General features: G+C 66.9%; 32 protein-coding genes and 1 tRNA gene. 14 read left to right on the top strand and 19 right to left on the bottom strand.

Going from position 1 to position 22,692, the window contains the following annotated elements; genetic code table 11:
* Positions 1 to 33 precede the first annotated feature (33 nt).
* Genes DZC73_RS29890 through DZC73_RS08355 form a run of 3 tightly spaced genes read left to right on the top strand, consistent with a single transcriptional unit; the run spans position 34 to position 2,905 of the window.
* Complete coding sequence (locus tag DZC73_RS29890; protein WP_124539778.1) at positions 34 to 1,275, top strand: hypothetical protein; 1,242 nt, start codon at positions 34 to 36, stop codon at positions 1,273 to 1,275.
* Between the two features lie 13 nt (positions 1,276 to 1,288).
* A complete protein-coding gene (locus DZC73_RS08360; RefSeq protein WP_124539777.1) occupies positions 1,289 to 1,969 on the top strand; it encodes a hypothetical protein in 681 nt (226 codons plus the stop codon).
* A gap of 15 nt (positions 1,970 to 1,984) precedes the next feature.
* A complete protein-coding gene (locus DZC73_RS08355) occupies positions 1,985 to 2,905 on the top strand; it encodes a hypothetical protein (protein WP_124539776.1) in 921 nt (306 codons plus the stop codon).
* Positions 2,906 to 2,983: 78 nt separating this feature from the next.
* Here DZC73_RS08355 and DZC73_RS08350 read toward each other — a convergent pair.
* Positions 2,984 to 3,059, bottom strand: a tRNA-Ala gene (locus tag DZC73_RS08350).
* 106 nt (positions 3,060 to 3,165) lie between these two features.
* Between DZC73_RS08350 and DZC73_RS08345 the strand changes: the two genes are divergently transcribed.
* From DZC73_RS08345 to DZC73_RS08320, 6 genes are all read left to right on the top strand, one after another.
* Positions 3,166 to 4,017: an alpha/beta hydrolase gene (locus DZC73_RS08345; RefSeq protein WP_124539775.1), complete on the top strand. Its 852-nt coding sequence runs from the start codon at positions 3,166 to 3,168 to the stop codon at positions 4,015 to 4,017.
* A 179-nt stretch (positions 4,018 to 4,196) separates the two neighbouring features.
* Positions 4,197 to 4,616: a rubrerythrin family protein gene (locus tag DZC73_RS08340; RefSeq protein WP_124539774.1), complete on the top strand. Its 420-nt coding sequence runs from the start codon at positions 4,197 to 4,199 to the stop codon at positions 4,614 to 4,616.
* 119 nt (positions 4,617 to 4,735) lie between these two features.
* Positions 4,736 to 6,082: a heterodisulfide reductase-related iron-sulfur binding cluster gene (locus DZC73_RS08335; RefSeq protein WP_124539773.1), complete on the top strand. Its 1,347-nt coding sequence runs from the start codon at positions 4,736 to 4,738 to the stop codon at positions 6,080 to 6,082.
* 23 nt (positions 6,083 to 6,105) lie between these two features.
* Entirely contained in the window at positions 6,106 to 6,687 is a 582-nt protein-coding gene (locus tag DZC73_RS08330; RefSeq protein ID WP_124539772.1) for a DUF3501 family protein, read from the top strand.
* Positions 6,688 to 6,741: 54 nt separating this feature from the next.
* The gene (locus tag DZC73_RS08325) at positions 6,742 to 7,011 is read left to right on the top strand and encodes a MoaD/ThiS family protein (RefSeq protein WP_124539771.1); all 270 of its coding nucleotides are present in this window, start codon (positions 6,742 to 6,744) and stop codon (positions 7,009 to 7,011) included.
* Between the two features lie 40 nt (positions 7,012 to 7,051).
* Positions 7,052 to 8,122: a WD40/YVTN/BNR-like repeat-containing protein gene (locus tag DZC73_RS08320; RefSeq protein WP_124539770.1), complete on the top strand. Its 1,071-nt coding sequence runs from the start codon at positions 7,052 to 7,054 to the stop codon at positions 8,120 to 8,122.
* Between the two features lie 12 nt (positions 8,123 to 8,134).
* Here the strand turns inward: DZC73_RS08320 and rarD are convergent, their stop codons facing one another.
* A complete protein-coding gene (gene rarD / locus DZC73_RS08315; RefSeq protein WP_124539769.1) occupies positions 8,135 to 9,034 on the bottom strand; it encodes an EamA family transporter RarD in 900 nt (299 codons plus the stop codon).
* Between the two features lie 245 nt (positions 9,035 to 9,279).
* Between rarD and DZC73_RS08310 the strand changes: the two genes are divergently transcribed.
* Entirely contained in the window at positions 9,280 to 9,825 is a 546-nt protein-coding gene (locus DZC73_RS08310; protein WP_124539768.1) for a hypothetical protein, read from the top strand.
* Positions 9,826 to 9,835: 10 nt separating this feature from the next.
* On the opposite strand, the gene DZC73_RS08305 is transcribed toward DZC73_RS08310, so the two are convergent.
* On the bottom strand, positions 9,836 to 10,222 hold the full coding sequence (locus DZC73_RS08305) for a YchJ family protein (RefSeq protein WP_124539767.1): 387 nt from the start codon (positions 10,220 to 10,222) through the stop codon (positions 9,836 to 9,838).
* Entirely contained in the window at positions 10,219 to 11,190 is a 972-nt protein-coding gene (locus tag DZC73_RS08300) for a bifunctional helix-turn-helix transcriptional regulator/GNAT family N-acetyltransferase (RefSeq protein WP_124539766.1), read from the bottom strand. The genes DZC73_RS08305 and DZC73_RS08300 overlap by 4 nt, the downstream gene beginning before the upstream one ends.
* 133 nt (positions 11,191 to 11,323) lie before the next feature.
* Between DZC73_RS08300 and imuA the strand changes: the two genes are divergently transcribed.
* Genes imuA through DZC73_RS08280 form a run of 4 tightly spaced genes read left to right on the top strand, consistent with a single transcriptional unit; the run spans position 11,324 to position 14,485 of the window.
* Positions 11,324 to 12,169: a translesion DNA synthesis-associated protein ImuA gene (imuA, locus tag DZC73_RS08295; RefSeq protein WP_124539765.1), complete on the top strand. Its 846-nt coding sequence runs from the start codon at positions 11,324 to 11,326 to the stop codon at positions 12,167 to 12,169.
* A gap of 30 nt (positions 12,170 to 12,199) precedes the next feature.
* Positions 12,200 to 13,750 (top strand): Y-family DNA polymerase, encoded by a 1,551-nt coding sequence (locus tag DZC73_RS08290; RefSeq protein ID WP_124539764.1) that lies wholly within the window; start codon positions 12,200 to 12,202, stop codon positions 13,748 to 13,750.
* A gap of 58 nt (positions 13,751 to 13,808) precedes the next feature.
* The gene (locus DZC73_RS08285) at positions 13,809 to 14,108 is read left to right on the top strand and encodes a type II toxin-antitoxin system Phd/YefM family antitoxin (protein ID WP_407924095.1); all 300 of its coding nucleotides are present in this window, start codon (positions 13,809 to 13,811) and stop codon (positions 14,106 to 14,108) included.
* Positions 14,105 to 14,485 carry a hypothetical protein gene (locus DZC73_RS08280; protein WP_124539763.1) on the top strand — a complete coding sequence of 127 codons (381 nt, stop codon included), beginning with the start codon at positions 14,105 to 14,107 and terminating at the stop codon, positions 14,483 to 14,485. Before DZC73_RS08285 ends, DZC73_RS08280 begins: the two co-directional genes overlap by 4 nt.
* Before the next feature lie 44 nt (positions 14,486 to 14,529).
* Here DZC73_RS08280 and DZC73_RS08275 read toward each other — a convergent pair whose 3' ends face one another.
* The 15 genes from DZC73_RS08275 to gloA2 are packed head-to-tail and all read right to left on the bottom strand — an operon-like array spanning position 14,530 to position 22,628.
* Positions 14,530 to 15,441, bottom strand: coding sequence for a YihY/virulence factor BrkB family protein (locus DZC73_RS08275; RefSeq protein WP_407924094.1), 912 nt, complete (start codon positions 15,439 to 15,441; stop codon positions 14,530 to 14,532).
* 1 nt (position 15,442) lies between these two features.
* A complete protein-coding gene (locus DZC73_RS08270; RefSeq protein ID WP_235835042.1) occupies positions 15,443 to 16,027 on the bottom strand; it encodes a DUF1697 domain-containing protein in 585 nt (194 codons plus the stop codon).
* Positions 15,993 to 16,886, bottom strand: coding sequence for a GFA family protein (locus tag DZC73_RS30155; protein ID WP_235835041.1), 894 nt, complete (start codon positions 16,884 to 16,886; stop codon positions 15,993 to 15,995). Before DZC73_RS30155 ends, DZC73_RS08270 begins: the two co-directional genes overlap by 35 nt.
* A gap of 5 nt (positions 16,887 to 16,891) precedes the next feature.
* The gene (locus tag DZC73_RS08255; protein ID WP_124539761.1) at positions 16,892 to 17,284 is read right to left on the bottom strand and encodes a YybH family protein; all 393 of its coding nucleotides are present in this window, start codon (positions 17,282 to 17,284) and stop codon (positions 16,892 to 16,894) included.
* Positions 17,285 to 17,308: 24 nt separating this feature from the next.
* On the bottom strand, positions 17,309 to 17,641 hold the full coding sequence (locus DZC73_RS08250; RefSeq protein WP_124539760.1) for a DnaJ family domain-containing protein: 333 nt from the start codon (positions 17,639 to 17,641) through the stop codon (positions 17,309 to 17,311).
* 52 nt (positions 17,642 to 17,693) lie between these two features.
* Complete coding sequence (locus DZC73_RS08245; protein ID WP_124539759.1) at positions 17,694 to 18,134, bottom strand: GNAT family N-acetyltransferase; 441 nt, start codon at positions 18,132 to 18,134, stop codon at positions 17,694 to 17,696.
* Positions 18,131 to 18,706: a hypothetical protein gene (locus DZC73_RS08240; RefSeq protein ID WP_124539758.1), complete on the bottom strand. Its 576-nt coding sequence runs from the start codon at positions 18,704 to 18,706 to the stop codon at positions 18,131 to 18,133. The genes DZC73_RS08245 and DZC73_RS08240 overlap by 4 nt, the downstream gene beginning before the upstream one ends.
* Positions 18,699 to 19,220, bottom strand: coding sequence for a DUF1993 domain-containing protein (locus DZC73_RS08235; RefSeq protein WP_161974499.1), 522 nt, complete (start codon positions 19,218 to 19,220; stop codon positions 18,699 to 18,701). Before DZC73_RS08235 ends, DZC73_RS08240 begins: the two co-directional genes overlap by 8 nt.
* Positions 19,221 to 19,228: 8 nt before the next feature.
* Positions 19,229 to 19,693: a BON domain-containing protein gene (locus DZC73_RS08230; RefSeq protein ID WP_124539756.1), complete on the bottom strand. Its 465-nt coding sequence runs from the start codon at positions 19,691 to 19,693 to the stop codon at positions 19,229 to 19,231.
* Between the two features lie 2 nt (positions 19,694 to 19,695).
* A complete protein-coding gene (locus DZC73_RS08225; protein ID WP_124539755.1) occupies positions 19,696 to 20,079 on the bottom strand; it encodes a hypothetical protein in 384 nt (127 codons plus the stop codon).
* A gap of 58 nt (positions 20,080 to 20,137) precedes the next feature.
* On the bottom strand, positions 20,138 to 20,653 hold the full coding sequence (locus DZC73_RS08220) for an O-acetyl-ADP-ribose deacetylase (protein ID WP_124539754.1): 516 nt from the start codon (positions 20,651 to 20,653) through the stop codon (positions 20,138 to 20,140).
* A 31-nt stretch (positions 20,654 to 20,684) separates the two neighbouring features.
* On the bottom strand, positions 20,685 to 21,080 hold the full coding sequence (locus DZC73_RS08215; protein WP_124539753.1) for a ribosomal maturation YjgA family protein: 396 nt from the start codon (positions 21,078 to 21,080) through the stop codon (positions 20,685 to 20,687).
* Positions 21,077 to 21,559 carry a nuclear transport factor 2 family protein gene (locus DZC73_RS08210; protein ID WP_124539752.1) on the bottom strand — a complete coding sequence of 161 codons (483 nt, stop codon included), beginning with the start codon at positions 21,557 to 21,559 and terminating at the stop codon, positions 21,077 to 21,079. The genes DZC73_RS08215 and DZC73_RS08210 overlap by 4 nt, the downstream gene beginning before the upstream one ends.
* Positions 21,560 to 21,592: 33 nt before the next feature.
* Positions 21,593 to 22,207 carry a glutathione S-transferase gene (locus tag DZC73_RS08205; protein WP_124539751.1) on the bottom strand — a complete coding sequence of 205 codons (615 nt, stop codon included), beginning with the start codon at positions 22,205 to 22,207 and terminating at the stop codon, positions 21,593 to 21,595.
* Between the two features lie 31 nt (positions 22,208 to 22,238).
* Positions 22,239 to 22,628: an SMU1112c/YaeR family gloxylase I-like metalloprotein gene (gene gloA2, locus DZC73_RS08200; protein WP_124539750.1), complete on the bottom strand. Its 390-nt coding sequence runs from the start codon at positions 22,626 to 22,628 to the stop codon at positions 22,239 to 22,241.
* Positions 22,629 to 22,692: the final 64 nt, after the last annotated feature.

The raw sequence follows: 22,692 nt of genomic DNA, 5'->3' as shown, positions 1-22,692 counted from the left end.
TTCTTCCCCCTGTCACCGCAAAAAGAAGGTTTCATGAAAATGCTGAACACCTGCCGTCTGGCTGCTGTCTCGTCCCTGTTCCTGCTGGTCGCAGCCTGCGGCGGCGGAGGCGGCTACACCCCTGCGCCTGGACCTGCGCCAACGCCCACTCCGGCGCCGCCGCCGCCCGGGCCCATCACCATCAATGGACAGGTCGTGGCGTCATTCACCGCCGCTGACGGCAGCACCGACCAGGGCCGGACCGCCACGGCGTTCTCCTATGCCGAAAAGGCCGGCGACGTGCCCGCGACGCCGACACTGAACGTCAGCAGCAACATCCTGAACGTCACCAGCACCTTCAACAACGCCAACGGCAGCACCTACGGCGGCGTGGGCATCGACATCCCGCTGCGCGACGCGGATCGCAACCAGATCCAGTCCGGCGCGACCAAGGTGCAGTTCTCCCTCGCATCCACCGGCGCGAACAAGACGCTCAAGTTCAAGATCAAGGCGGTGGGTGTTCAACCCAACGGTTGCGTGCCGGTTGCCACCGTGACCGTCACATCCACCCAGACGAACTACGAGCTGGCACTGACGGACGCCAACTTCAAGCTGCCCGACTTCTGCGGCGGGCCCACCGCGACCAACCCGGGACTGGCCGCGACGCTGGCCAACGTCGGCGCCTTCGAGGTGTCGGACGAGGCATTCCCCGCGTCCGGCACGGCGACGGTGGGCATCCATCTGGGAAGCATCGCCTTCGCGCCCAAGCCGGCCACGCCGGCCACCTCGGCCTTGTCGATCACCGGGGCGTTCTCCTTCGAGTACGGCACCGGCGCATCAGGGAACGCGCTCGCCGAGAGCAGCACGGCCTACACGCTCACCGGCAGTCGCACCTCGGCCACTGAATCGTGGGCTGCCACGGTGGCGGTGCTGCCCCTGAGCGCCACCAGCGATGTGTCAGGCTGGCCTGCGCTGAGCATCAACCTGGCCTCGACCGGCAACAGCCAGCTCGTGATCATGTTGCAGTCGGCCGATGCGGTCGATGACGGGTGCTTCCCGTCGTACGTGGTGACCGGCCTGAGCGGCACGCCTGCCACCCGCGTGATCCCGTTCTCGTCGTTCAGCCTGGCCAACAACCCGGATCCGAATTGCGCCACGGCCAGTGCCACGCGCCCGGACACCGCGCTCGCCCTGACCAAGCTCAAGCAGTTCCAGATCCGCGACCTCAAGGGCAGCACGGGACTGGACGCGGTGTCGGTCGCCATCGGCAAGCCGGTGCTGCTCTCGGGCCAATGACAGGGGAGACGCCATGAAGATCAGTTCCTTTCTTGTTCCTGCGGCGTGTGCCTTGCTGAGCGCCTGTTCCCTGTTTCGCACGGGCTCGCCGTCCGAGCCTGCCGTCCAGCCGGCCGTGGCACCGGCCTCGCCGCCCGCCGTGCAAGGCGAGGCGCCCGACAAGGTTTGGGCCACGTTCAAGAACATGTCGCGCACTTCCGAAGGCGGGTCCATCGGTGCCTTCGCGTTTTCCGAAAAGCAAGGCGATGCGACCGTGTCGCCGACGGCGCTGCGCGGCGACGTGCTGGCCGTGAGCGGGCAATTCTTCGGCAAGGGGGCGAGCCAGTGGGCAGGCGTGGCCGTCAACATCGGCGCGCCGAAGTCGATTCCGGTGAAAGCAGGCGAGTACAAGTTCCTGACGATCCGGCTTGGCTCCACGACCAGCAGTCGCCTGCGTGTGCGTCTGGTCGGGCCTGACGAAGCCATCCAGCGCATGGGGTGCTACCCGATGGTCATGCAGATGGTGAAGCCCGATGTGGCCGAGTACCGGATCCCGCTGGATCGCTTTGCGCCGGAAAGCTATTGCGGGGCCAAGGGTGTGGCCGCCAAGCCCACCCTGGAGAGCCTGACCGCCATCGAAGTGACCGAGGTCGCGGGTCCGGTGCGTGATCACGCCGCGAGTTTTGGCGTGGGCACGATCGCCCTCACGCGCTGAGTGGAGGGAGCAGTGATGCGCCATTCGAATCGCACCACCTGGCCTGCTCGCGCATTTGCCGTCGCGCTGGGGACGCTGGCCGTGGCGGCGACTGCGCAGGTGCCCGCCAGCATGCCGGATCCGGAGAAGGCCGATGAGCAGGCCAAGCGCCTGGCCGTGAGTCCATTTCGCCGTATCCTGGAAGCGGGCCGGGTGGAGGTCAAGCTGCGTCGGGAGGTCGAAGCGCATGCACCGGTGGCGCCGCCGCCGCGGCGTGTCACTGCGGCAGTAGCACCGCCCAAGCCGCAGGCCTCCCGCCCTGCGCAGGCCGAGACGCCTGCGCCGGCACCTGCCCCCCTGCTGGCACTGGCTCCGCCCAGCACCACGACGATCGTTCCGGCTGCCACGGCAGCAGCAGGCACGGAGCGCCTGTGGACGGCATTCAACGGCGCCACGGCGACAGTGGACGGAGGAACCATCCAGGGCCTGATCTATTCCGAGCAGCCCGGCGATGCGGCCTTGGGCGACATCACGGTGCGCGCCACCGGCGTGCTCAACGTGACGGGACAGTTCAACACCCGCGGCGGCAGCCAGTGGGCGGGCGTCGGCATCGTGCTGGTTGCGCCGAAGCCGGTGGTCGCCACCGAATTCAAGACGCTGAGGGTTCACCTGGCGGGCTATACGGTGAGCCAGCTGCGCCTGCGGCTGGTGGGCGATGACCCCGTCATCGGGCAAAAGGGCTGCTATCCCATCCGGATGCTGCCTGTGAGCCCGCAGGTCACGGAATACCGCATCGAGCTTTCGCAGTTCGCGCCGCCGGACTACTGCGGTTCGCAAGGTGTGGACGTGAAGACCACGCTGCAATCCCTCACCGCCATCGAGATTGCCGACGCGCCCGAGCCCGTGAGCGAGCGCGCGGTGAGCTTCAACGTGGGCACGCTGTCGTTGATCAAGTAGGAGGCCGAGGGCGCTTCAGGGCGTCGCATCGCAGAAAAGAAAACAGCCCCTGGTGGGGCTGTTTTCTTGGAATGTCAGTGGTGGAGAGGAGGAGGATCGAACTCCCGACCTCCGCATTGCGAACGCGGCGCTCTCCCAGCTGAGCTACCCCCCCACTGCGTCCGCCAGTTTAGCAAACAAAAAGCAGGGGTTGATCGCCCTTGGCGACTTGGTGGCTTGCGGGTAGAAAGCGGGCTCGCACGACTTGAGAGGACAAGCCCATGCCCAAGAAAGATGCCGCCTGGTACGACGCGCAATTCAACAACCGTGCGAGGGTGCCCGGTCATCCGGACATCCTAGGCCGCTGGGCGCGGGCGTCGGTGCTGTCGCGCGACAGCCTCTCGCGCCGGCTGGACGTGGCCTACGGCAGCGGGCCCGACGAGACGCTGGACGTCTTTCCCACAACGCGCGCGAACGCGCCGGTGCTGGTGTTCATCCACGGCGGCTGGTGGCGAGCGATGGACAAGCGCGACCATTCCTTCGTCGCGCCGGCCTTCGTGAACGCGGGCGCGCTGGTCGTGGTGCCCAACTACCAGCTGTGTCCCGCCAACAGCGTCGAGGGCATCGCGCTGCAGATGGTGAAGGCGCTGGCCTGGGTGTCGCGCCATGCCCACCTGTACGGCGGTGATCCGAAGCGCATCGTCGTGGCGGGCCATTCGGCGGGCGCTCACCTCGCGGCGATGCTGATGTGCTGCGACTGGAAGGCTGTGGGCCGCGACCTGCCGGCCCGGCTGGTGAACAAGGTGCTGGCGATCTCCGGCGTGTTCGACCTCGACGGCATCCGCCGCACGAGCTTCCTCCAGCCCGACCTGAAGCTCACGCCGGCCTCGGTGCGCAAGCTGAGTCCGGCCGGCTTTGCGGCCCCCAAGGGCACGCTGTATGCAGTGGCTGGCGGCGAGGAAAGCGAGGAGTTCCAGCGCCACGCCGCGCTCATCCAGGAGCGTTGGGGCCGCAAGGTCGTGCCGGTGAGCGAGATGCTGCCGGGGCTGAACCACTTCAACATCCTGCATGACCTGGTGGACCCGGGTGCCCGGCTGTGCGAGCTCGCCAAGGGGCTGCTCGAGCTTGAATGAGGCTCCCTCGGCAGGTCAGATGAGAATGACTATCAATTGAGAATTGACCATAGCCGAGGCCAATGACCCGCATTGAAGCTTTGTATTGGCAAGCCGGTGCCCGCTGCGATACGGTTGCGCCGTGCCGCCGAGCATGCGGTGGCCGCATGTTCCCGACTCACAACTCCTAGGAGAGCGACATGGGTTTGAAGGGTTCCAAGACCGAGCAGAACCTGAAGGACGCCTTTGCGGGCGAATCCCAGGCCAACCGCCGGTACCTGTATTTCGCAAACAAGGCCGACATCGAAGGCCAGAACGACGTCGCGGCACTGTTCCGCTCCACCGCTGAAGGCGAGACCGGCCACGCGCACGGCCACCTCGAATTCCTCGAGGCGGTGGGCGATCCGGCCACGGGGCTGCCCATCGGCCCCACGCGCGACAACCTGAAGGCTGCCGTGGCCGGCGAGACGCACGAGTACACCGACATGTACCCGGGCATGGCCAAGCAGGCGCGCGAAGAAGGCTTCGACGAGATCGCCGACTGGTTCGAGACGCTGGCCAAGGCCGAGCGCTCGCACGCCAACCGCTACCAGAAGGCGCTGGACGCCCTGGTGGACTGATTCCCTCGACCCGCTCATCCGACGAGGGGCTGTTGCGGCCCCTCGTCGTTTGAGGAATGCCGATTGCCGTGCGTGCACGGCAGCCGCCATTCGACGACGAACGACAGAGGAACACCCGCATGTCCCGTGAAGGCAACCTCGACGCACCGACCCGTCACGCCATCGACTGGAAGAACCCCGCGTTCTATGACGAGGCTGCCTGCGAGAAGGAGCTGGAGCGCGTCTTCGACATCTGCCACGGCTGCCGCCGCTGCGTGTCGCTGTGCCAGTCCTTTCCGACGCTGTTCGACTTGGTCGACGCGACCGCCGACGGCGAAGTGCACGGCGTGGACAAGAAGGACTACGCGAAGGTCGTCGACCAGTGCTACCTGTGCGACCTGTGCTACATGACCAAGTGTCCGTACGTGCCGCCGCACCCGTGGAACCTGGACTTCCCGCACACCATGCTGCGGGCCAAGGCCATCAAGTTCAAGAAGGGCGGCGTGGGCGGCGGCGAGCAGTTCCTCGCGTCCACCGACAAGCACGGCCAGTTCGCCGGCATTCCGGTGGTGGTGCAGGTGGCCAATGCGCTGAACAAGACCCAGCCGATGCGCAAGCTGCTGGACAAGACACTGCACGTGCACCCCGACGCCTGGCTGCCCGACCTTGCCTCCAGCCGCTTCCGCTGGAGCGCCAAGAAGCAGGGCAGCGCCACCGCGGTGAAGAACGGCGAGCGCACGCCGGGCAAAGTGGCGATCTTCTCCACCTGCTACGTGAACTACAACGAGCCGGGCATCGGGCACGACCTCGTCAAGCTACTGGAGCACAACGAGATCCCGTACGTCATCGTGGAGAAGGAGAAGTGCTGCGGCATGCCCAAGCTGGAGCTGGGCGACCTCGATGAAGTGGCCAGGCACAAGGAGGCCAACATGCCCATGCTGGCGCGCTATGCGCTGGACGGCTACGCCATCCTCTCGGCCATTCCGAGCTGCACGCTGATGTTCAAGCAGGAACTGCCGCTGATGTTCCCGCAGTGCAAGGAAACGCAGGCGGTGAAGGAGGCGATGTTCGACCCCTTCGAATACTTCGTGGGGCGCAACAAGGATGGCCTCTTGAAGACCGACTTCAAGAACGACCTGGGCAAGGTCAGCTACCACATCCCCTGCCACGGCCGCGTGCAGAACATCGGCCGCAAGACGGAGGAGATGCTCAAGCTCATCGGCCAGAAGGTCACGGTGCAGCTCAACACGGTCGAGCGCTGTTCAGGCCATGCCGGCACCTACGGCGTGAAGACGGCCACGCATCCGATCGCGATGAAGATCGGCAAGCCCGTCTTCAAGGCCATGGCCAAGGACCAGCCCGACTACATCAGCTCCGACTGCCAGCTGGCCGGGCACCACATCAAGCAGGGACTGCAGGTGAACTCGCTGCCCGATGCGCAGCTGCAGCATCCCTTGAGCCTCGTGCGCATCGCGTATGGCCTCTGACCGAACTTGCGGAGTTTGAAACCATGGCAACCATCACCCGCGACAGCCTCATGACGCTGGAGGCGTATTCGAAGATCCGCAAGACGGCCCGCGCGCAGGCCATCGAGCACCGCAAGCTGCGCTCGGTGCAGTTGGGCGAGCACATCACCGTGCAGTTCGAGGACGAGCAGACCATCCGCCGGCAGATCCAGGAGATGCTGCACATCGAGAAGATCTTCGACGAGGACGGCATCCAGGGCGAGATCGAGGCCTACGCGCCCCTGGTGCCCGACGGCACGAACTGGAAAGCCACCATGCTCATCGAGTACCCCGATGCGCATGAGCGCAAGCGCGAGCTGGCGCGGCTCATTGGCGTGGAAGACCGCATGTTCGTCGAGGTGGAAGGGCACAGCCGCGTCTATGCGATTGCCGACGAGGATCTGGACCGCGAGAACGACGAGAAGACCTCGTCAGTGCACTTTTTACGTTTCGAGTTTCCGCAGCCCGCGCGCGAGGCGGTGCGCGCGGGGGCGAGCGTGAAGCTGGGGTGCGACCACACGAACTATCCGTCGCATGTGGTGATCGCGCCCGAGACCCTGGCCAGCCTGGCGGGTGATCTGAAGTAACCCGCCTGCTGCCGCCCGCTTTCCCAGGCCGGCGTTCCGAGGCATCATCGCCGGATGCCTCGCTTCGAGTTCACGCCGCAACTGCGGCGCTTCACCGACACGCCCGTGGTGGACACGCCCGCCACGGACCTGCGCGCCGGTCTCGAAGCCACCTTCGCGATCAACCCCCGCCTGCGCGGCTACGTGCTGGACGACCAGGGGCACCTGCGGGCCAACGTCGTCGTGTTCATCGATGGCCGCCGCACCACCGATCGCGTCGCCTTGAACGATGCCTTGAATCCCGACAGCAAGGTCTACGTGCTGCAGGCCTTGTCGGGTGGTTGAGTCCTGTGTCCTGAAGTCCTGACAACGAGGGGAGACGACGATGAGCGACCGTGCCTGGGTGGCCACACGCAAGGGCCTGTTCGAGTTGCGCAATGACCGGGCCGGCTGGCGCATCGCCAACGTGAGCTTCCTCGGCGAGCCGGTGTCCATGGTGTTGCCGCCCACATCCTCCGGCCGCATGCTGGCGGCGCTGAACCTCGGGCACTTCGGCGTGAAGGTGCATGCGTCGGACGACGGCGGCAAGACCTGGCAGGAGGTGGCCACGCCCACCTATCCGGAGCAGCCGGCGGACGCCAAGGGGCCGGCCTGGAAGATGGTGCAGATCTGGTCCATGGAAGCACGCAATGGCACGGTGTGGGCCGGCACCTTGCCGGGCGGCCTGTTCCGCTCCGACGATGGCGGCGCGAGCTGGACGCTCAACGATGCGCTGTGGAACCGCCCCGAGCGCACCGAGTGGTTCGGCGGCGGCTACGACGTGCCTGGCATCCATTCCATCTGCCCGCATCCCGCCCGCACCGGTGAAATCCTCGTGGGCGTGAGCTGCGGCGGTGCGTGGATCACCAGGGATGACGGGCAAAGCTGGTCGGTGCATTGCGACGGCATGCATGCCGCCTACATGCCGCCCGAGCAGGCCGAGAACCCCAACACGCAGGACCCGCATCGCATCGTGCGCTGTGCGAGCGCGCCGGAGGTGCTGTGGACGCAGCATCACTGCGGCATCTGGAAGACCAGCGACAACGCGGCACGCTGGGAAGAAGTGAAGGCGCCGCTGTCGAGCTTCGGCTTCGCGGTGGCGGTGCATCCCTCCAGGCCCGGGACGGCCTGGTTCGTGCCGGGCGTGGCCGACCAGCGGCGCATTCCCGTGGAGGGGCAGCTCGTGGTGAACCGCACGCGCGACGGCGGCAAGACCTTCGAAACGCTGCGCGAAGGCCTGCCGCAGGAGGCCTGCTACGACCTGACCTACCGGCACGGGCTGGACGTGGCCCCCGACGGCGATCACCTGCTCATGGGCAGCACCACGGGCAGCCTGTGGGCCACGGGCAATGGCGGTGATTCCTGGACGACGGTGTCCAACCACCTGCCGCCCATCTACGCCGTGCGATTCGGCTGATCGCGCCTATTCCTATTCCGGTTCCATCGCCGGCTGGCGCCGCGCGGCGACCTGGCCTTGCAGCAGGCTTTCCGCGCTGTAGATCAGCAAGGCGGTCCAGATCAGCGCGAAGCCGATGACGCGCGGGCCGGTGAAGGGCTCGTGGTACAGCCACACGCCCAGCCCGAACTGGATGCTCGGGCCGATGTACTGCAAGAGCCCCAGCGTGCTCAGCCGGATGCGTCGCGCCCCTGCGGCGAACAGCAGCAGCGGCACGGCGGTGATGGGGCCGATGCCCACGAGCATCAGGTCGACCACGCCGCTGCCCGTCGGGAACTGCGTGTGACCCGAGGCCAGCGACCACGCCAGGAAAGCCAGCGCTGGCGGCAGCAGCACGCCGGTCTCCAGCGTGAGCCCTTCCAGCGGCCCGAGCGCGGCTGTCTTGCGCAGCAGCCCGTAGGTGCCGAAGGTGCAGGCCAGCACCAGCGCGATCCACGGAACCTGTCCGCCCTGGAGGGCCAGCCACAGCACGCCCGCGGCGGCCAGGGCCACCGCCGTCCACTGCGCGGGTCGCAGCCGTTCCTTCAGCACGGTGTAGCCCAGCAGCACGTTCACCAGCGGCGTGATGAAGTAGCCCAGGCTCGCGTCGACCACGTGGCCGTGGGTGACGGCCCAGATGTAGGTGAGCCAGTTGGCCGACAGCAGCACCGAGGTGAGCGCAAAGGTGGCGACGACGCGCCGCTGCCGCAGGGCCGGGCGGATCCACTCCCAGTGGCGTTTCACGGCCAGCATGAGCATCACGAACAGCACCGACCACACGATGCGGTGGGCCAGCACATCCGGCGGCGAGATGGCCGCGATCTGCTTGAAGTACAGCGGGAACAGGCCCCAGATGACGTAGGCGAGGCCGGCGTAGAGGATTCCGGGATTCATGCTGGAAGGAGGGCGCCGCGAGCGTGCGGTCCGGCATTGTGTCCATAACCGGGCAGGGCCATCGGCCGCATCGCCGAAGACCTTGTGTGGCGAGAACCTCACAAGCCCCTCCCAAGAACATGGGGGGAGCCCCCAAGCGGGGGAATGCGTGGCGAAGACAGGCTGCTGAAAATTCGCTAGCGCTGCACATTTCCCAACGACCATTGCGGAGCCCCCGCCACGTTGCCGCGCCCAGGAGCAGTTCCATGCCGCACACCATCAACGTCGGAGCCCGTTCACTGTTCGTCACCCTCACGGCCTGGGTGTTCATCATTCTTGGTGTGCTGGCCAGCGCCTCGGCGCTCATCCAGAACGCGCAGGTCGCCTCGCTGATGGTCGGCGGGGTCTACCAGCCGGCCGACGTCAAATCCCTTCCACTCGTGAGCGGACTGCTCATGACCTACCTGCCCGGCGTGCTCGCCGCCGGCCTGGCGCTGTCCCTCGCCACGCTGGCTTCGGCCATCGGCCTGCTGATGCGCCTGGACTGGGCGCGCCGCGTGTTCATCGGCGTGCTGGCCACCGCCATCGTGGTGAACCTGGCCGGGCTGTGGCTGCAGCACGAGGTGGTGCAGTCGGTGGTGTCCGCCACGCTCACCCGCGCCACGCTGCCCACCCAGGTGCTGGACGTCTTCGGCGGCTTCGTCACCGCGGCCCGCGTGATGGCGGTGCTGGTGACGCTGGGCGCCTGCATGGTGCTCGCCTGGATCATCCGCTCGCTGATGTCGCCGGTGATCCGCCAGGAATTCGCCTGAGCCGATCGTTTCAGGCGACGTCGCCGTCCACGTAGAACCACCGGCCGTCTTCGCGCACGAAGCGGCTGGTCTCATGCAGCCGGTGGGCGCGTCCGCCCAGCTTGCTGCGGGCCACGAACGCCACCGTGGCATGCCCGGCGTCCTGCTGGGCTGATTGCTTCACCTCCAGTCCCAGCCATTTCAGCCCAGGCGGGTTCGGCTCCAGCTCGGCCGGCCGCGTGCTGGCGTGCCAGGTGGCCAGCAGGTAGTCGCGCAGGTCCAGCACGAAGGCGCTGTAGCGCGAACGCATGAGGGCTTCGGCGGTGGGCGCCATCAGGTGCTGTTCGCCAGCGTGGTAGCGGCCGCAGCAGTGGGCATAGGGCAGGGCGGTCCCGCAGGGGCAGGTCGTGGAGGTCATGGGTGCGTGGCGAGGTCCAGCTCCCAAGTCTCGCCGATCAGGTCATGCCCGAAGCTGTGGTGCGCCTCGCTCGCGATGAGCTGGTAGCCGGCCTTGGCGTAGATGCGCCGCGCGGCGCCCAGCAGGCTGTTGGTCCACAGCCGCACGCGCTGGTAGCCGGCGTCGCGTGCGAAGCGGTGGCATTCGGCCACCAGCCGCTCGCCCAGGCCCAGGCCGCGGGCGGAAGGCTCCACCAGGAGCAGCCGCAGCTGGGCGACGCCGTCGATGGGCTCATGCGTGGTTTCGTCGCGCGCCTGCACCAGGCACACGCAGCCGATGTTGATGCCGTCGCGCTCGGCGATCCAGCAGGCCTCGCGGCGGGCGTCGAAGTGGTCGATGAAGTCCGCCGCGATGCGCGCGACCAGCGCTTCGAAGCGCATGTCCCAGTGGTATTCGCGGGCATAGAGTGCACCGTGCCGCGACACCAGCCAGCCCATGTCGCCCGGGCGGTGTGCACGCAGGATGAAGCTGTTCTTCGCGGACTTGCCGCTTGGTTCGTCGAGCAGGCCCTGCACGCGCTGGAAGGCCTGCAGCAGCTCGGCCTGCTGCGTGTCGCTCAGGCGGCCGAGGAGCGTGTCGACCTGCTGCTGCGAGCGGCGGTCCAGCGGGGCAAAGGCGCGGCGGCCGGCCGGGGTGAGTTGCAGCATGGATTGGCGGGCGTCATCTTCGCTGCGCGTGGCCTTCACGAGCTGGCGGTCCTTCAGGGCGCGTAGCAGGCGGCTGAGGTAGCCGGCGTCCAGGTCCAGCAGGCGGCCCAGGTCGGTGGCAGTGATGCCGTGGCCGTCTTCCAGGTGGGCCAGCTCCCAGAGGATGCGGCATTCGGTGAGGGTGAAATCGGAGTCCAGCAGCCCTTCGTTCAGCACGCCGATGCGGCGTGTGTAGAAGCGGTTGAAGCGGCGCACGGCCTCGATGCGGTCGGGGGAATCCATGCTTGGATGGTCGACCAAATGGTTGCTTTTGGCAAGTAGTTGGTTGACTTTGGTTGATCGGTTGCCTGCGTGAGAAATTCCTTTCCCTTGCGTCGGATACTGTATAAAAATACAGTCATCTTCAATGGACGCCATGCCTTCCCTCATCGCATCACCCGCCGCTTCCGCGCCCTTGCCCCGGGCGCGCAGTGGCTTGGGTGCAGGCGTGGTCGAGGCTGGGCGGCCGGCGCCTCCGCCCCCTGAAACCTTGCATCCTGACCTGTGGCTGGGCCACCAGCTGGGACGCCAGGTCGACCACGCCATCTCCAGCGGCTTCCCCGCGCTGGATGCCGAATTGCCCGGTGGCGGCTGGCCGCGGCGGGTGTTGAGCGAGCTGCTGTTGCCGCATTCCGGCGTGGGCGAGATGCGGCTGCTCAGCCGCTGCCTCGCGCAGGTGCAGGCCGCCGGCCGGCTGGTGATGCTGTTCGACCCGCCGGAAGAGCTGTGCGCCTGGGCGCTGGCGCAGATGGGTCTGGACGTGTCGCAACTGCTGATCATCGACACCCGCTGCACGCCCGTGCCCGGCAGCGACAGCCTGTGGGCGCTGGAGCAGGCGCTCAAGAGTGGTCACGTCGGCGCGGTGCTGGCCTGGCTGCCGCCGCGCCTGCGGGCCGAGCGCCTGCGGCGTTTGCAACTTGCCGCGCATGCGCACGACGGGCCGGCCTTCGTCATCCGCGAAATGGCGGCACAGCAGCGGCCCACGCCAGCTCCCTTGCGGCTGGCTCTGAAGCCTGGCGGCGCAGACGTGCTTCACCTGCGCGTGCTCAAGCGTCGTGGGCCGCCGCTGGAGTCGCCCATCCGCCTGGCGTTGCCACCGGTGCTGCCGGCCGCGGCGCAGCGCCGGGCAGCGCAGGCCCAGGTCAAGTCCCAGCAGGATTGGCCGGCGTCGATGCTGTCGCAGGTCCTGCAGACGGCGACCTTCATCAACCTCGCGTCATGACGAGGCGTTGCGCAGCCCGCACCCGCCACCATGCTGTGGATTGCCCTCCATCTTCCCCAGCTCTCGCTGGAATCCTTCGGCGCGACGCTGGCTCACGAACCGGGCGAGAGCGTGCACACCAGCCCTCAGCCCGTGGCGCTGGTGGATGCGCATCACATCGCCTGCGTCAACCCTGCCGCATCGGCCCTGGGCGTGAAACCCGGCCTCAAGCGCGGCACGGCCCTGGCGCTCGCACCCGACATCGTGCTGGGCCAGGCCGATGCTGCACGCGATGCGCAGGCCATCCTGGGCGTGGCCCATGCGGCGCTGGCCTTCACGCCATCGGTCACCTTCGAGCCTCCTGAAGACCCGCAGGCCGCGCCGCACACGGTGCTGCTGGAGGTACAGGCCAGTCTGCGCTACTTCGGCGGACTCAACCGGCTGCTGAAGCGTCTGCATGCGGCGCTCCAGCCGCTGCAGCACACCGTGCATTGCGCCAGTGCGCCCACGCCCAAGGGCGCAGCTTTGCTGGCCCGCATGCCTGACCCGGGCGATGGCCGCCATGCCGATGGCCTGTCCATGCTCAACCGCATGCTCGACGCCGTGCCCGTGTGGCTGCTCGGCCCTGGCCGCGAGCACTGGGAGGCCTTGCAGGGCATGGGCCTGCGCGTGCTATCGGACCTGCGCAGCCTGCCGCGCAGCGGGCTGGCCCGGCGCTTCAGCGAAGCCTTGCTCGATGACATCGACCGTGCCCGCGGCATCCAGCCCGATCCGCGCGATTGGGTGACGCTGAGCGAATCCTTCGACAGCCGGCTCGAACTTTTCGCGCGGGCCGACACCACCGAGCAGGTGCTGCATGGTGCGTCCATCCTGCTGGCGCGGCTGGTGTCGTGGGCCTCGGCGCAGCATTCGCAGGTGAGCCGCTTCACGCTGCACATGCAGCACGAGCCGCGCCACCGCCACGATGCCCGCACGCCCGAAGACAGCACGATGCAGATCGCCCTGGCCGAACCTTCTCGCGACATCGGCCACATGCAGGTGCTGCTGCGCGAGCGGCTGGCGCACCTGCAACTGGTCGCGCCGACGCTGGAGCTTCGCCTGCACTGCAACGAGGTGCTGCGTCGCGCGCCGCCCAACACCGAACTCTTTCCCACGGCCAAGAGCGAGCGCGAAGGGCTCACGCGGCTGATCGAGCGATTGCAGGCGCGGCTGGGCGTGGGGCAGGTGCAGCGGCTGCGGCCGGTGGAAGACCATCGGCCCGAGCGGGCCACCGATGCGCTGGCGGCCCAGGCGAGCGCAATGAAGAATTCACCAGACAGCCCGCCTGCTCTCCAGGGGCCGCAACGCCCTGTGTGGCTGCTGCCGACGCCCGAACCCTTGCCCGAGCGGCAACTGCGTCCCCTGCTGGACGGCAAGCCGCTGCAACTGGTGTGCGGCCCCGAACGCATCGAGGCCGGCTGGTGGGACAACGCCTTGGCCGAGCGCGACTACTTCATTGCCCTGGCGGGTGATGGTGCGCTGGTGTGGATCTATCGGGCGCGCTTGCCGATGTCGGTGTCGGAGGAGGCGCAGGGGTGGTTTTTGCAGGGGCGGTTTGGTTGATCTGCCGTGATGCGATGTTGAGTATTACACTTGGGGTTAACGAATTCTTTAATAGGTGATGAGCATGGTTCTTCGAGCTTCAGACATTGTTCCCATCAGCGAAGCCCGTGCCCGCCTCACCGAACTGGCCGAGGATGTCGTGGGATCTGGTGCCGAGAAAGTCTTGACCAAGAATGGCGCCAGCTATGTAGCGCTTGTCGATGCTCGGCGATTGGACTACTACCATGCCCTCGAAGCTGAGCATGCCAATCTCGTGCTCGCCCAGGATGCAATCACAGGATTGCAACAAGCCCTGGCCGGGCAGTTTGTTTCCGAAGAAGAACTTGATGAGGCGCTCGGCGTCAAAGCTGCCCGGTGAGCATTCCAGTCAACGCCCAGGTTCGCGCTGTTCCGAACTTTCTGGCCTGCTTGCGTTCAGTGCGCAGTTTCATGGTTGAGCAAGATGCTGCGTCGGCGGCAGGACGCTTCGAGAAACTGCAGGCCGAACTGGTCAAGGCGCGAGGGCTCTTGTCGTTCGCGCCAACGAGTGGCCGACCGGCGAAATTTCTCGAAGCCAAAACAGGCTGGGGACAGTACCAGGCACAGCAAGCTCTTCAACTCGCAAGAGCGTCAGGCATGCCGGAGGTGCGCGAAATCGTATTGACTCGCCACGCCATGCTTTATGCGCACTCTGAACGAGAGGTGGTGCTGCTGTCGCTGAGGCACGAACGCCAACTGGGGTACATGCTGGCTTGAGTTGAGGAACCGATTCAGTTTGCTTCAGTTTGCATTCGGCAGCGTTACGACGGCGTCTCCCAACCACCCTTCCCATCGCCCGGCACATCCCCCCGACACAACCTCTCATACTCCGAAATCACCTGCGCCCCGAACAGCAGCAGCGTCGCGCCGATCTCCAGGCTGAGCAGCACGACGATCGCCGTGGTGAGCGAGCCGTACACCACGCTCACCTGCGACAGCGTCGCGAAGTACCACACGAGGATGTGCCGGGTGATCTCCCACAGCAGCGTGGCGGTGACGCCGCCCACCAGCGCGTGCCACAGCGACAGCCGGCCCACGGGCATCACCAGGTACACCGAGGTCAGCACGAAGACCTCGCCGGCCACGCCCAGCAGGTACAGCAGCAGGCCCGAGAAGCCGCCGAACGTCCAGTCGTGGCCCAGGAATTCGAAGTGCTCCTGGCCGAAAGCCTGCAGGCTGCCTGCCACCAGCGTGACGATGAGCAGGCCGAAGCCCAGCAGCAGGATGTAGAAGTAGGGCAGCAGCGCCGAGATGGCGAAGTGCCGTCGGCGGATGGCCACGCGATGCTCGAAGATCACCGACATCGCGTTCTCCAGCACCGTGAAGGCCAGCGAGCTGAAGAAGATCATCGTCACGCCCAGCACCCAGCCGACGACGTCACGGTGGTCCACGAAGTTCTTGAGCTCGGCCACGATGGCGCGCGACTGCCCCGGCACCAGCCATTCGAGGTAGCGGCCCAGCGTGCGCAGCAACTCGCCCTGGTCGATCCAGTGCGACAGGCCGATCACGAACAAGATCAGCATCGGCACGATGGACAGCAGCGCGTAGTAGGCCACTGCGCCGGCGAGCAGCAGCCCCTGGTTGGCCTTGAAGGCCTTGAGCGTGCTCCACGCAAAGCCCAGCGGATCGGCCAGGATGTGCCGCGCTGCGGTTTCGTTGAAGTAGCGGCGCACGTCAGTCCTCGAGCCGCGAAATGCGCACCACGGTGTTCCAGGCCCGGGTGGTCGCGTCCATGCCCAGGGTCCTTTCCAGCCAGGCATTGGGCGAACCGGGCGAGGCGGTGAACTTGCGGGAGACGCTCAGGAATTCCGCCTCGCCGGCAGCGAAGATCTCCACGTCGCGCCGGGCGTTGATGGCGGGCAACTCCAGCAGGGGCACGGCCTTGGGCGGCACGAAGGTCACGCAGCGCTCGTAGATGTCGTCGTCCGGCCCGTCGGCGAACGGGTCGGAAGCCACCAGCTTCGCCAGGCTGTCCAGGCTGCGCAGGAAGGCCGGCTCGGCCAGGCCGCACACATCCTCCAGGCGCTGGCAGGCATCGCGCAGCACGGCCTGCGCCGCACGCTTGCCACTGGCGGAAAACACCGCGTTGCCATGCGTGAGGAAGGAGCGCACGCCGGCCCCGCCGGCTGCCTCGAAAGCCTGCACGAACTGCTCGCGCGTGGGCTTGCCGGGCCGGCCCAGGTTCACGTTGCGGAAGAAGGCGGCGAATCGCATCAGGTCGGGTTCAGGCCGGCGTGCCGAGCTGATGCCAGCGGTCATGCCGGCGCCGGCGTTCCTGCCGGTAGTTGGTGATCTCCAGACGGATGCCGTCGGGGTCGTTGAAGAAGGTCGCCCAGTAGTCGTCGGCGTACTGCGGGTAGTTCTCGGCGGGCGTGGCCGTGATGCCTTGGTCCGCCAGCGCCTTCGCGACCTGTTGAACGTCCGCGATGGAATCCACACGCAGGCAGAAGTGATGCAGCCCGGCCGAATACGAATCGTGCGGCCGGTCGGTTCTCGCAGGCCGCAGCACGAAGCCGAAATGCCGGTTGTAGTACTGGATGTGCGGATCACCGTGGATGCTGAAGGTGTTCTTGCGATGGCCCAGCACCGCCAGCATCACGCGGTCGTAGAAGGCCTCGGCGCGGGCCATGTCGGTGACGGTGATGTAGATGTGGTCGATGCCGGTCACATCCACCGTCATCTTCGCCGGCAAGGCCTTCGCATCCGCCCCTTCGGCGAATTGCGGCAGGTCGTCGTTCAGCGGCCACCACGTGACGCCCGAATCCACGTGGGCATGGAACACCGGCCGCACGGGCAGCGGCTCGGTGAAGAGACCGGCACGCAGCCGCAGCACGCCCGGCAGCGTGTCCTTGGTGCTGTGGATGGGCGAGCCGCAGGTCGGGCAGAACCAGCGCGTCTTGCCAGGCGACGATTCGTAGCCCTTGAGATGGTCTTTCCCTCGCACGAACTCCACGCCCGATGCATCGGCGGGAATGTTGGTGGCGAAGGGCCCGCCCTGCGCCCTGCGGCAGACCGAACAGTGGCAGACCTGGATGGGCGAAAGGGCGCTGGCGCGGACCCGCAAGGCGATGGATCCGCAAAGGCATTGCGCGTGGAGCGTGGTCTCGTCGTCGGTCATGGGTCTCAGGATGAAGGGGCCAGCATGTTGGCATCGCGCACGAGGCGCCATTGCCCGTCCGGCTGCTTGTGAAGAATGGAGAGCGCGTTGCCGCTGCGAGTGACCGTGCTGTTGCCAGCCAGCGCCACGACCTTCACCACCAGGTGGTTCCACACGTAGGCCAGGTTGCCCGACACCTCGGCCTCCTGGATCTCGCTGGTGGATTCGATGCGGTGCGTCTTGAGCAGCCCGCGCAGCCCCTGCCCGAAGCCGGTGCGTCCGCGCATGGGAGGCTGGCCGGTGACGAGGAACACCGCGTTCTCGTCCATGAGGCCCAGCACCGTCTCCACGTCGCCGCGGGCGGTGGCGCTGTGCCACAGCGCGATCATCTGCCGGATGGCTTGTTCGTCTGTGCTCATGAGGGCGTTCCTTCATTCATGGCGTCACAGCCTGCTGTTGATGCGCAGGGACTCAAGCCGCAAAGACAAGCTCTGCTCCAGCTCGCTCAGCCTGCGTTGCATCGCCTCCCGGGCCTGGGGTGTATCGGCGGCGTCCAGCGCGGCACGAAGGCGGGCACGTTCATGGAACATCTCCACCTCGTGCGGCACCACGCCCGCATCCTTGAGGATCTTGAAGGGCATGCGCAAGGCCTCGGGCGTCTGAGCCCAGCCTTCGGACTCCTGCATGGGCTGCCCATAGCCGCGGGCGCTTTGCAACTCGCCGGATTCGGCGGCTTGCTGCAACTGTCGGGCGATGTCCTCGTCGAGGGTGGGCATGGCAGGCTCCTTCACGCGCTGCCGCAACCTTAGCGCATGTGCCGCTGGGGCATCACGCCATCGGGTATTCGTAGCGGATGAAGCCGTTGAACTTCGCGAGCTTGTCGTAGAGCGCGCGGGCCGTGTGGTTGCTCTCGCGGGTCATCCAGTACAGGCGCGCGGCTTGCTGGGCGCGGGCTTCGGTGGCCACCGCCTCGATGAGCGCGCGTGCCACGCCGCGGCCTCGCACGGTCTCGTCGACGAAGAGGTCTTGCAAATAGCACACACGATCGGTCCACACGCTGGTGTGGAAGAAGTAGTGCGTGATGCCCACCAGCTTTCCGTCGAGCGAGGCGCCCAAGCCGTGCACGCGCTCGCCCGTGAGCAGGCGCAGCCATGCGCGGTCGTACTCGGCGTCGGTGGTGGGGGTCTCGTAGAAGGCCTTGTAGCCGCGGGCCAGGGCGTTCCAGCCGGCGCGGTCCTTGGCGTGAAGCGGGGCGATTTGAATGGTCATCGCGACACTGTACTTGCAGCAGGCGAAGGCGGCGCGTCATCGATGCGCACACTGCCCACCGCCTTGACGAGCACTGGTTCCATCGCCGTCCATTGCGACGCCGGCGAACTCAGGTTCACGCCCAGGATGTTCCCGCGAAAGGCCGTGAACCAGGTGTCGTTGGCGACCCCCTTGTCCACCGTGGGCGATGCATAGCGCAGATGGGCCCACGGCCGGCCCGACAGCGGCTTGACCTCCTTCGCATGCCACACGATGCCCGGCACCGCCTTGGGCAGGATCTGCTCCATCGCGGCCACATACTGCGGCAGCTGTTCCTGCTGGAACGACCCCTTCTGGTCCGACAGCGTGAAGGCGATGAGGCTCGTGCGCGACGCATCGCCGAACGCGGCCACCGGCGCACGCGCAGACCTGGCGAACTTCTTCGCGAGCTCATCGGTGGACAGGCGGGTGAATCCGTCGGGCAGCTCGGCACGTACGGCGCCATCGAACAGCTGCACGGACTCGCCCGCCCATGCCGCCGGCGCCGCCAGGGCCAGGGCCAGCGCGGCGCGAGCCAGGCCCGCCTCACGCATAGGTGTGGAACCCGTCGTAGTCGCTCTTGCCGATGCCCACGCCCATGTGCCGCAGGATGGCGTAGGCCGTGGTCACGTGGAAGAAGAAGTTCGGCAGCGCGTACTGCGTGAGGAACACCGGCCCGCGCAGCGACACTGGCTCCAGTCCGGCCTGGCTCGTGAATTCGCGGTCCTCGCTGCCGGCCATGCGCTCGGGCGTGATGGATTCGAGGAAGGCCAGCACCTGCTGGATGCGCTTTTGCAGGCTGTCGAAGCCGTCGATGTGCGTGGGGTCGGCGGGCTTGTCCAGCCCGGCCAGCGGCGCGCAGGCGCGCAAGGCGAAGCCCGCGGCGATCTCCACCTGCTTGATGAAGGGGTACATGGTGGGCGACAGCCTCGCCTGCAGCAGGGTGTTGGCATCCAGACCCTGCTTGCGGGCGTGTTTCTGCGCGAGATCCAGCATGGCCGAGAGCTGGTTCAGGTAGCGCGCGAACACGGGCACGGAGGCCTCGTACATGCTGAGGGTGGGAGACATCGCGGACATCACGGGGTGGGGACGATGGTGAGTTGGTTGATGACGTTCTCGACGTCGTCGATGCTGCGCACCAGACGTTCAAGCGCGTCGGACTGTTCCTGGCTGCGCACGCAACCTTTGAGCCAGACCCAGCGCCGCTGGCCTTCGGCCCAGACGCTGGTGTCGGCGAAGTTTGCAGCGAAGTCCACCGCCTTCTTCACGCGCGGAATGATTTCCTTGTCGTAGAGGTAGGCATTGGGCAGCCTGCAGCGCCCTGCCTGGAAGCAGCTCGTGCCGCGTTCGATGCGGCCATGCGCCTGCTCGCGGCGCTGGGTTTCGGTGATGAGCGGGCCTTCGGGCACCGGGCAGGAAGCGATGCCGCTGGTGAGCTGGAGGAACGGGTCGTTGAAGTAGTTCGCGCGTTCCTCGGCCGAGGCGAATCCGGCGGCCAGAGCCAGCGCAACAGCGAACCAGGGGCGTGCATGACGGGCCATGTTCAATCGCCTTCGACGAAATAGACCATGCGCCAGCCTGCAGGCGTTTGCCTGAAGCCGGCGCGGAAGCTGCCCTTGGCGGTCGAGCCGCATTCGATCAGCGTCGAGCGCTGCTCACAGGCCATCGTGGTGACGTGCTGCAACTCCTTAAGCATCTTCGGATGCGACTGCCATTCCGCGATCGCGGCGGTGGCGCTGGGGTCGCCCTTGTAGCTCCAGATGAATTCGTTGGTCATCAGCGCTTCCAGCGCGGCGTAGTCCTTGCGCGCGGCGGCTGCATTCACGGCCTGGATGGCGGTCTGCGCGGCCGGCGGAATGCCGGCGGCGAGGGCGGAAGTGGCGACGGCGAGCGCGACGGCGGTCAGATGAATCAGGTGTGGACGCATGCAACCCGTTCCTGGGCGAGGGCAGGACCCAACAATGCTACATCCTGGACCGGCGGGATCACGAATCGCGGCGGGCCAGCAAGTCCTGGCAGACCGCGAGTGCCTGCGCGGAAAAGCAGCAGAAGATCACTTCATCGATGGTGCCGGCATCGGCCAGCGTTGCACGAACAGTGTCCACCGCGATGGAGGTGGCTTCAGCCAGCGGATAGCCGTAGATGCCCGTGCTGATGCCCGGAAACGCGATCGAGCGCAACTGCCGTTCACGGGCGATTTCCAGCGAGCGGCGGTAGCACGACGCCAGCAGTTCGGGCTCGCCATTCGTGCCGCCGCGCCACACCGGGCCCACGGTGTGGATCACGAAGCGGGCCGGCAGACGGTAGCCCTGGGTGATCTTCGCCTCGCCGGTCTTGCAGCCGTGCAGCAGCCGGCATTCCTGCACCAGCTCCGGGCCCGCCGCGCGATGGATGGCGCCATCGACACCGCCTCCGCCCAGGAGTGAACTGTTGGCGGCGTTGACGATGGCATCGACCTTCAGCGTGGTGATGTCGGACTGGATGGCGCGCAGCATGGTCATGGCGTGGATTCTCCCGCTTCGTGCAAGCCGCTCACGGCTGCCGGGCCTTGCGCCACAGGGCGTCGACCGCAGCGCCGATGACGACGCCCACGGTGTAGGCCGCGAGATCGATCCAGCCGAAGGCCGACCCCAGCACCAGGTGGCCGAGCGTGGTGGAGCGGATGCCGTCGATCCAGGGTGCGTGGTAGAGCTGGCTGAACTCCACCGCGAAGGAGATGCCCAGCGCCACAGCCGCCAGCCGTGCCGTGGACGCCGCCGGCCGGACCGCACCGGCGATGCAGAACACCATCAGTGCCCACAGCGCATCGCCTGGGTATTTGCCGAGCGCGACGGGGAACAAGCCGGGCAGCTTGCGCGACGCGAGACCCAGCGCCACGATCAGCGCCATCGCCGTCAGCATGACCACGCGCGATCGGCGGGCCCTCACGGCTGCCTGGGCGCGGCGTCCCAGTGCTCCGCGATCTTGCCGTTCTCGATGCGGAACATGTCGAACCAGGTGGTGGTGTACTTCCTGGCGTTGTCCTTCGGGTCGGGCAGCTCGCGCACGAAGCTCAGCACGACCAGGTCGCCTTCTGCCGTGATGGCCACGAGCGGCGCCTTGACCTTGGCCTCGATGGGCTTGGGTTTGGCGAACCTGGAGAAGAAGTCGACGAATGCCGCTCGTCCGGTGGGCACGTTGGGGTTGTGCTGGATGTAGGTCTCGGCCATGTACTTCGGCGCGAGTTCCATGTGGCCGCCTTCGAAGACCTCGCGCCAGAAGTCGTAGACGAGACGCTTGTTGGCCGCGAGCCTGGCGTCAGGGCTGGAGAGCAGGGCCTCGTGGTCCTGCTGCGCAGTCACGGCGAGCTGTGCATGGCTGGCCAGGGGCATCAGCAGGGACAACGCAAGGGCAAGTCGGATGGGCATGGGGTGTCCTTGTCGGAAGATTCGCGGGCGTGATCACTTCGGCGGCGCTGCCAGGAACTCGGGCAGTTGCTCGGCCGCGGTCGAGAAGGCCTGCAATGCCGGATGCCTTGCCACGTCCACCACCCCGGGCAGCAGCATGTGCGTGAACTGCCATGTCACCGCGACGGTCACGCCGGCCTGCGACATCCGCTCGCTGCCGCTTTCCAGCGGGCGGCGCTGCAGTTCCTGCTCCAGCAGCGCATAGGCCGAATGCAACTGGCCGGTCACGCGGTCCAGCCAGGGGGCGTGCACCTTCTCGGCCGGACGCAACTCATGCTCGTACACGATCTGCACCGATTTCTCGCAGGCCGCGAGCGCCAGGCCGGTCACGCGCAGGTCGTGCTGGCGGGTCTTGACGTCGGTGGACACGAGGCTGCGCCTGGCCGTGCCCAGCGCTTCGGCGTAGTCGAGGATGAGCGTGGAGTCCATCAGCACCTCGCCGTCGTCGCACACCAGCGAGGGCGCCTTCACCACGGGGTTGATGGCCTTGAACTGGTCGAAGGTGCGAAACACCGAGATGGAGCGGTGCTCGAAGGGGATGCCCATCAGGTTCAACGAGACCGCGACGCGGCGGACGTAGGGTGAATCGAGCATGCCGATGAGTTGCATGGGTCTTGTCCTCGTGTGGTTGTGGTGATGGTCAGGCGGATTCGTAGAGTTCCAGCGGCAGGCCGTCGGGGTCCGCGAAGAAGGTGAAGCGCTGGCCGGTGATCTCGTCGACGCGCAAGGGCTCGACGCTGATGCCCTGGGCTTTCAGTTCGTCGGCCGCGGCCTGCACATCAGCGACCCCGAAGGCCAGGTGGCGCAGGCCTTGCGCCTCGGGGTAGGACGGACGCGGTGGCGCGCCGGGGAAAGAGAAGAGCTCGATCTGAGAGCCGTCGGGCAGGGCCAGGTCCAGCTTGTAGGAATCGCGCGCGGCGCGGTAGGTCTCGTGGATGACCGGCAGGCCCAGCACCTCGGTGTAGAAGCGCTTGGAGCGGGGGTAGTCGCTGCAGATGATGGCGACGTGGTGGAGCCGTGAAATGTGCATCGGCGCAGTCTACGGGGAAACCCTGCTGCTGATGGATTTGCTGTATGGGCATACAGTATCATGG

Source organism: Rhizobacter terrae, from assembly GCF_003852895.1.
Lineage (GTDB): Bacteria > Pseudomonadota > Gammaproteobacteria > Burkholderiales > Burkholderiaceae_C > Albitalea > Albitalea terrae.
Note: the sequence above shows the minus strand (reverse complement) of the source record. Positions and strands in the feature narration are given on the sequence as shown.

Coding starts and splice junctions, on each gene's coding strand:
- imuA (WP_124539765.1), top strand. CDS start 11,324: ATGCCTTCCCTCATCGCATCACCCGCCGCTTCCGCGCCCTTGCCCCGG.
- gloA2 (WP_124539750.1), bottom strand. CDS start 22,628: ATGCACATTTCACGGCTCCACCACGTCGCCATCATCTGCAGCGACTAC.
- DZC73_RS08325 (WP_124539771.1), top strand. CDS start 6,742: ATGCCTCGCTTCGAGTTCACGCCGCAACTGCGGCGCTTCACCGACACG.
- DZC73_RS08345 (WP_124539775.1), top strand. CDS start 3,166: ATGCCCAAGAAAGATGCCGCCTGGTACGACGCGCAATTCAACAACCGT.
- DZC73_RS08340 (WP_124539774.1), top strand. CDS start 4,197: ATGGGTTTGAAGGGTTCCAAGACCGAGCAGAACCTGAAGGACGCCTTT.
- DZC73_RS08355 (WP_124539776.1), top strand. CDS start 1,985: ATGCGCCATTCGAATCGCACCACCTGGCCTGCTCGCGCATTTGCCGTC.
- DZC73_RS08330 (WP_124539772.1), top strand. CDS start 6,106: ATGGCAACCATCACCCGCGACAGCCTCATGACGCTGGAGGCGTATTCG.
- DZC73_RS08250 (WP_124539760.1), bottom strand. CDS start 17,641: ATGCCCACCCTCGACGAGGACATCGCCCGACAGTTGCAGCAAGCCGCC.
- DZC73_RS08245 (WP_124539759.1), bottom strand. CDS start 18,134: ATGACCATTCAAATCGCCCCGCTTCACGCCAAGGACCGCGCCGGCTGG.
- DZC73_RS08300 (WP_124539766.1), bottom strand. CDS start 11,190: ATGGATTCCCCCGACCGCATCGAGGCCGTGCGCCGCTTCAACCGCTTC.
- DZC73_RS08305 (WP_124539767.1), bottom strand. CDS start 10,222: ATGACCTCCACGACCTGCCCCTGCGGGACCGCCCTGCCCTATGCCCAC.
- DZC73_RS08255 (WP_124539761.1), bottom strand. CDS start 17,284: ATGAGCACAGACGAACAAGCCATCCGGCAGATGATCGCGCTGTGGCAC.
- DZC73_RS08240 (WP_124539758.1), bottom strand. CDS start 18,706: ATGCGTGAGGCGGGCCTGGCTCGCGCCGCGCTGGCCCTGGCCCTGGCG.
- rarD (WP_124539769.1), bottom strand. CDS start 9,034: ATGAATCCCGGAATCCTCTACGCCGGCCTCGCCTACGTCATCTGGGGC.
- DZC73_RS08235 (WP_161974499.1), bottom strand. CDS start 19,220: ATGTCTCCCACCCTCAGCATGTACGAGGCCTCCGTGCCCGTGTTCGCG.
- DZC73_RS08220 (WP_124539754.1), bottom strand. CDS start 20,653: ATGACCATGCTGCGCGCCATCCAGTCCGACATCACCACGCTGAAGGTC.
- DZC73_RS08290 (WP_124539764.1), top strand. CDS start 12,200: ATGCTGTGGATTGCCCTCCATCTTCCCCAGCTCTCGCTGGAATCCTTC.
- DZC73_RS08210 (WP_124539752.1), bottom strand. CDS start 21,559: ATGCCCATCCGACTTGCCCTTGCGTTGTCCCTGCTGATGCCCCTGGCC.
- DZC73_RS08310 (WP_124539768.1), top strand. CDS start 9,280: ATGCCGCACACCATCAACGTCGGAGCCCGTTCACTGTTCGTCACCCTC.
- DZC73_RS08335 (WP_124539773.1), top strand. CDS start 4,736: ATGTCCCGTGAAGGCAACCTCGACGCACCGACCCGTCACGCCATCGAC.
- DZC73_RS08230 (WP_124539756.1), bottom strand. CDS start 19,693: ATGGCCCGTCATGCACGCCCCTGGTTCGCTGTTGCGCTGGCTCTGGCC.
- DZC73_RS08205 (WP_124539751.1), bottom strand. CDS start 22,207: ATGCAACTCATCGGCATGCTCGATTCACCCTACGTCCGCCGCGTCGCG.
- DZC73_RS29890 (WP_124539778.1), top strand. CDS start 34: ATGAAAATGCTGAACACCTGCCGTCTGGCTGCTGTCTCGTCCCTGTTC.
- DZC73_RS30155 (WP_235835041.1), bottom strand. CDS start 16,886: ATGACCGACGACGAGACCACGCTCCACGCGCAATGCCTTTGCGGATCC.
- DZC73_RS08225 (WP_124539755.1), bottom strand. CDS start 20,079: ATGCGTCCACACCTGATTCATCTGACCGCCGTCGCGCTCGCCGTCGCC.
- DZC73_RS08270 (WP_235835042.1), bottom strand. CDS start 16,027: ATGACCGCTGGCATCAGCTCGGCACGCCGGCCTGAACCCGACCTGATG.
- DZC73_RS08285 (WP_407924095.1), top strand. CDS start 13,809: ATGAGCATGGTTCTTCGAGCTTCAGACATTGTTCCCATCAGCGAAGCC.
- DZC73_RS08360 (WP_124539777.1), top strand. CDS start 1,289: ATGAAGATCAGTTCCTTTCTTGTTCCTGCGGCGTGTGCCTTGCTGAGC.
- DZC73_RS08320 (WP_124539770.1), top strand. CDS start 7,052: ATGAGCGACCGTGCCTGGGTGGCCACACGCAAGGGCCTGTTCGAGTTG.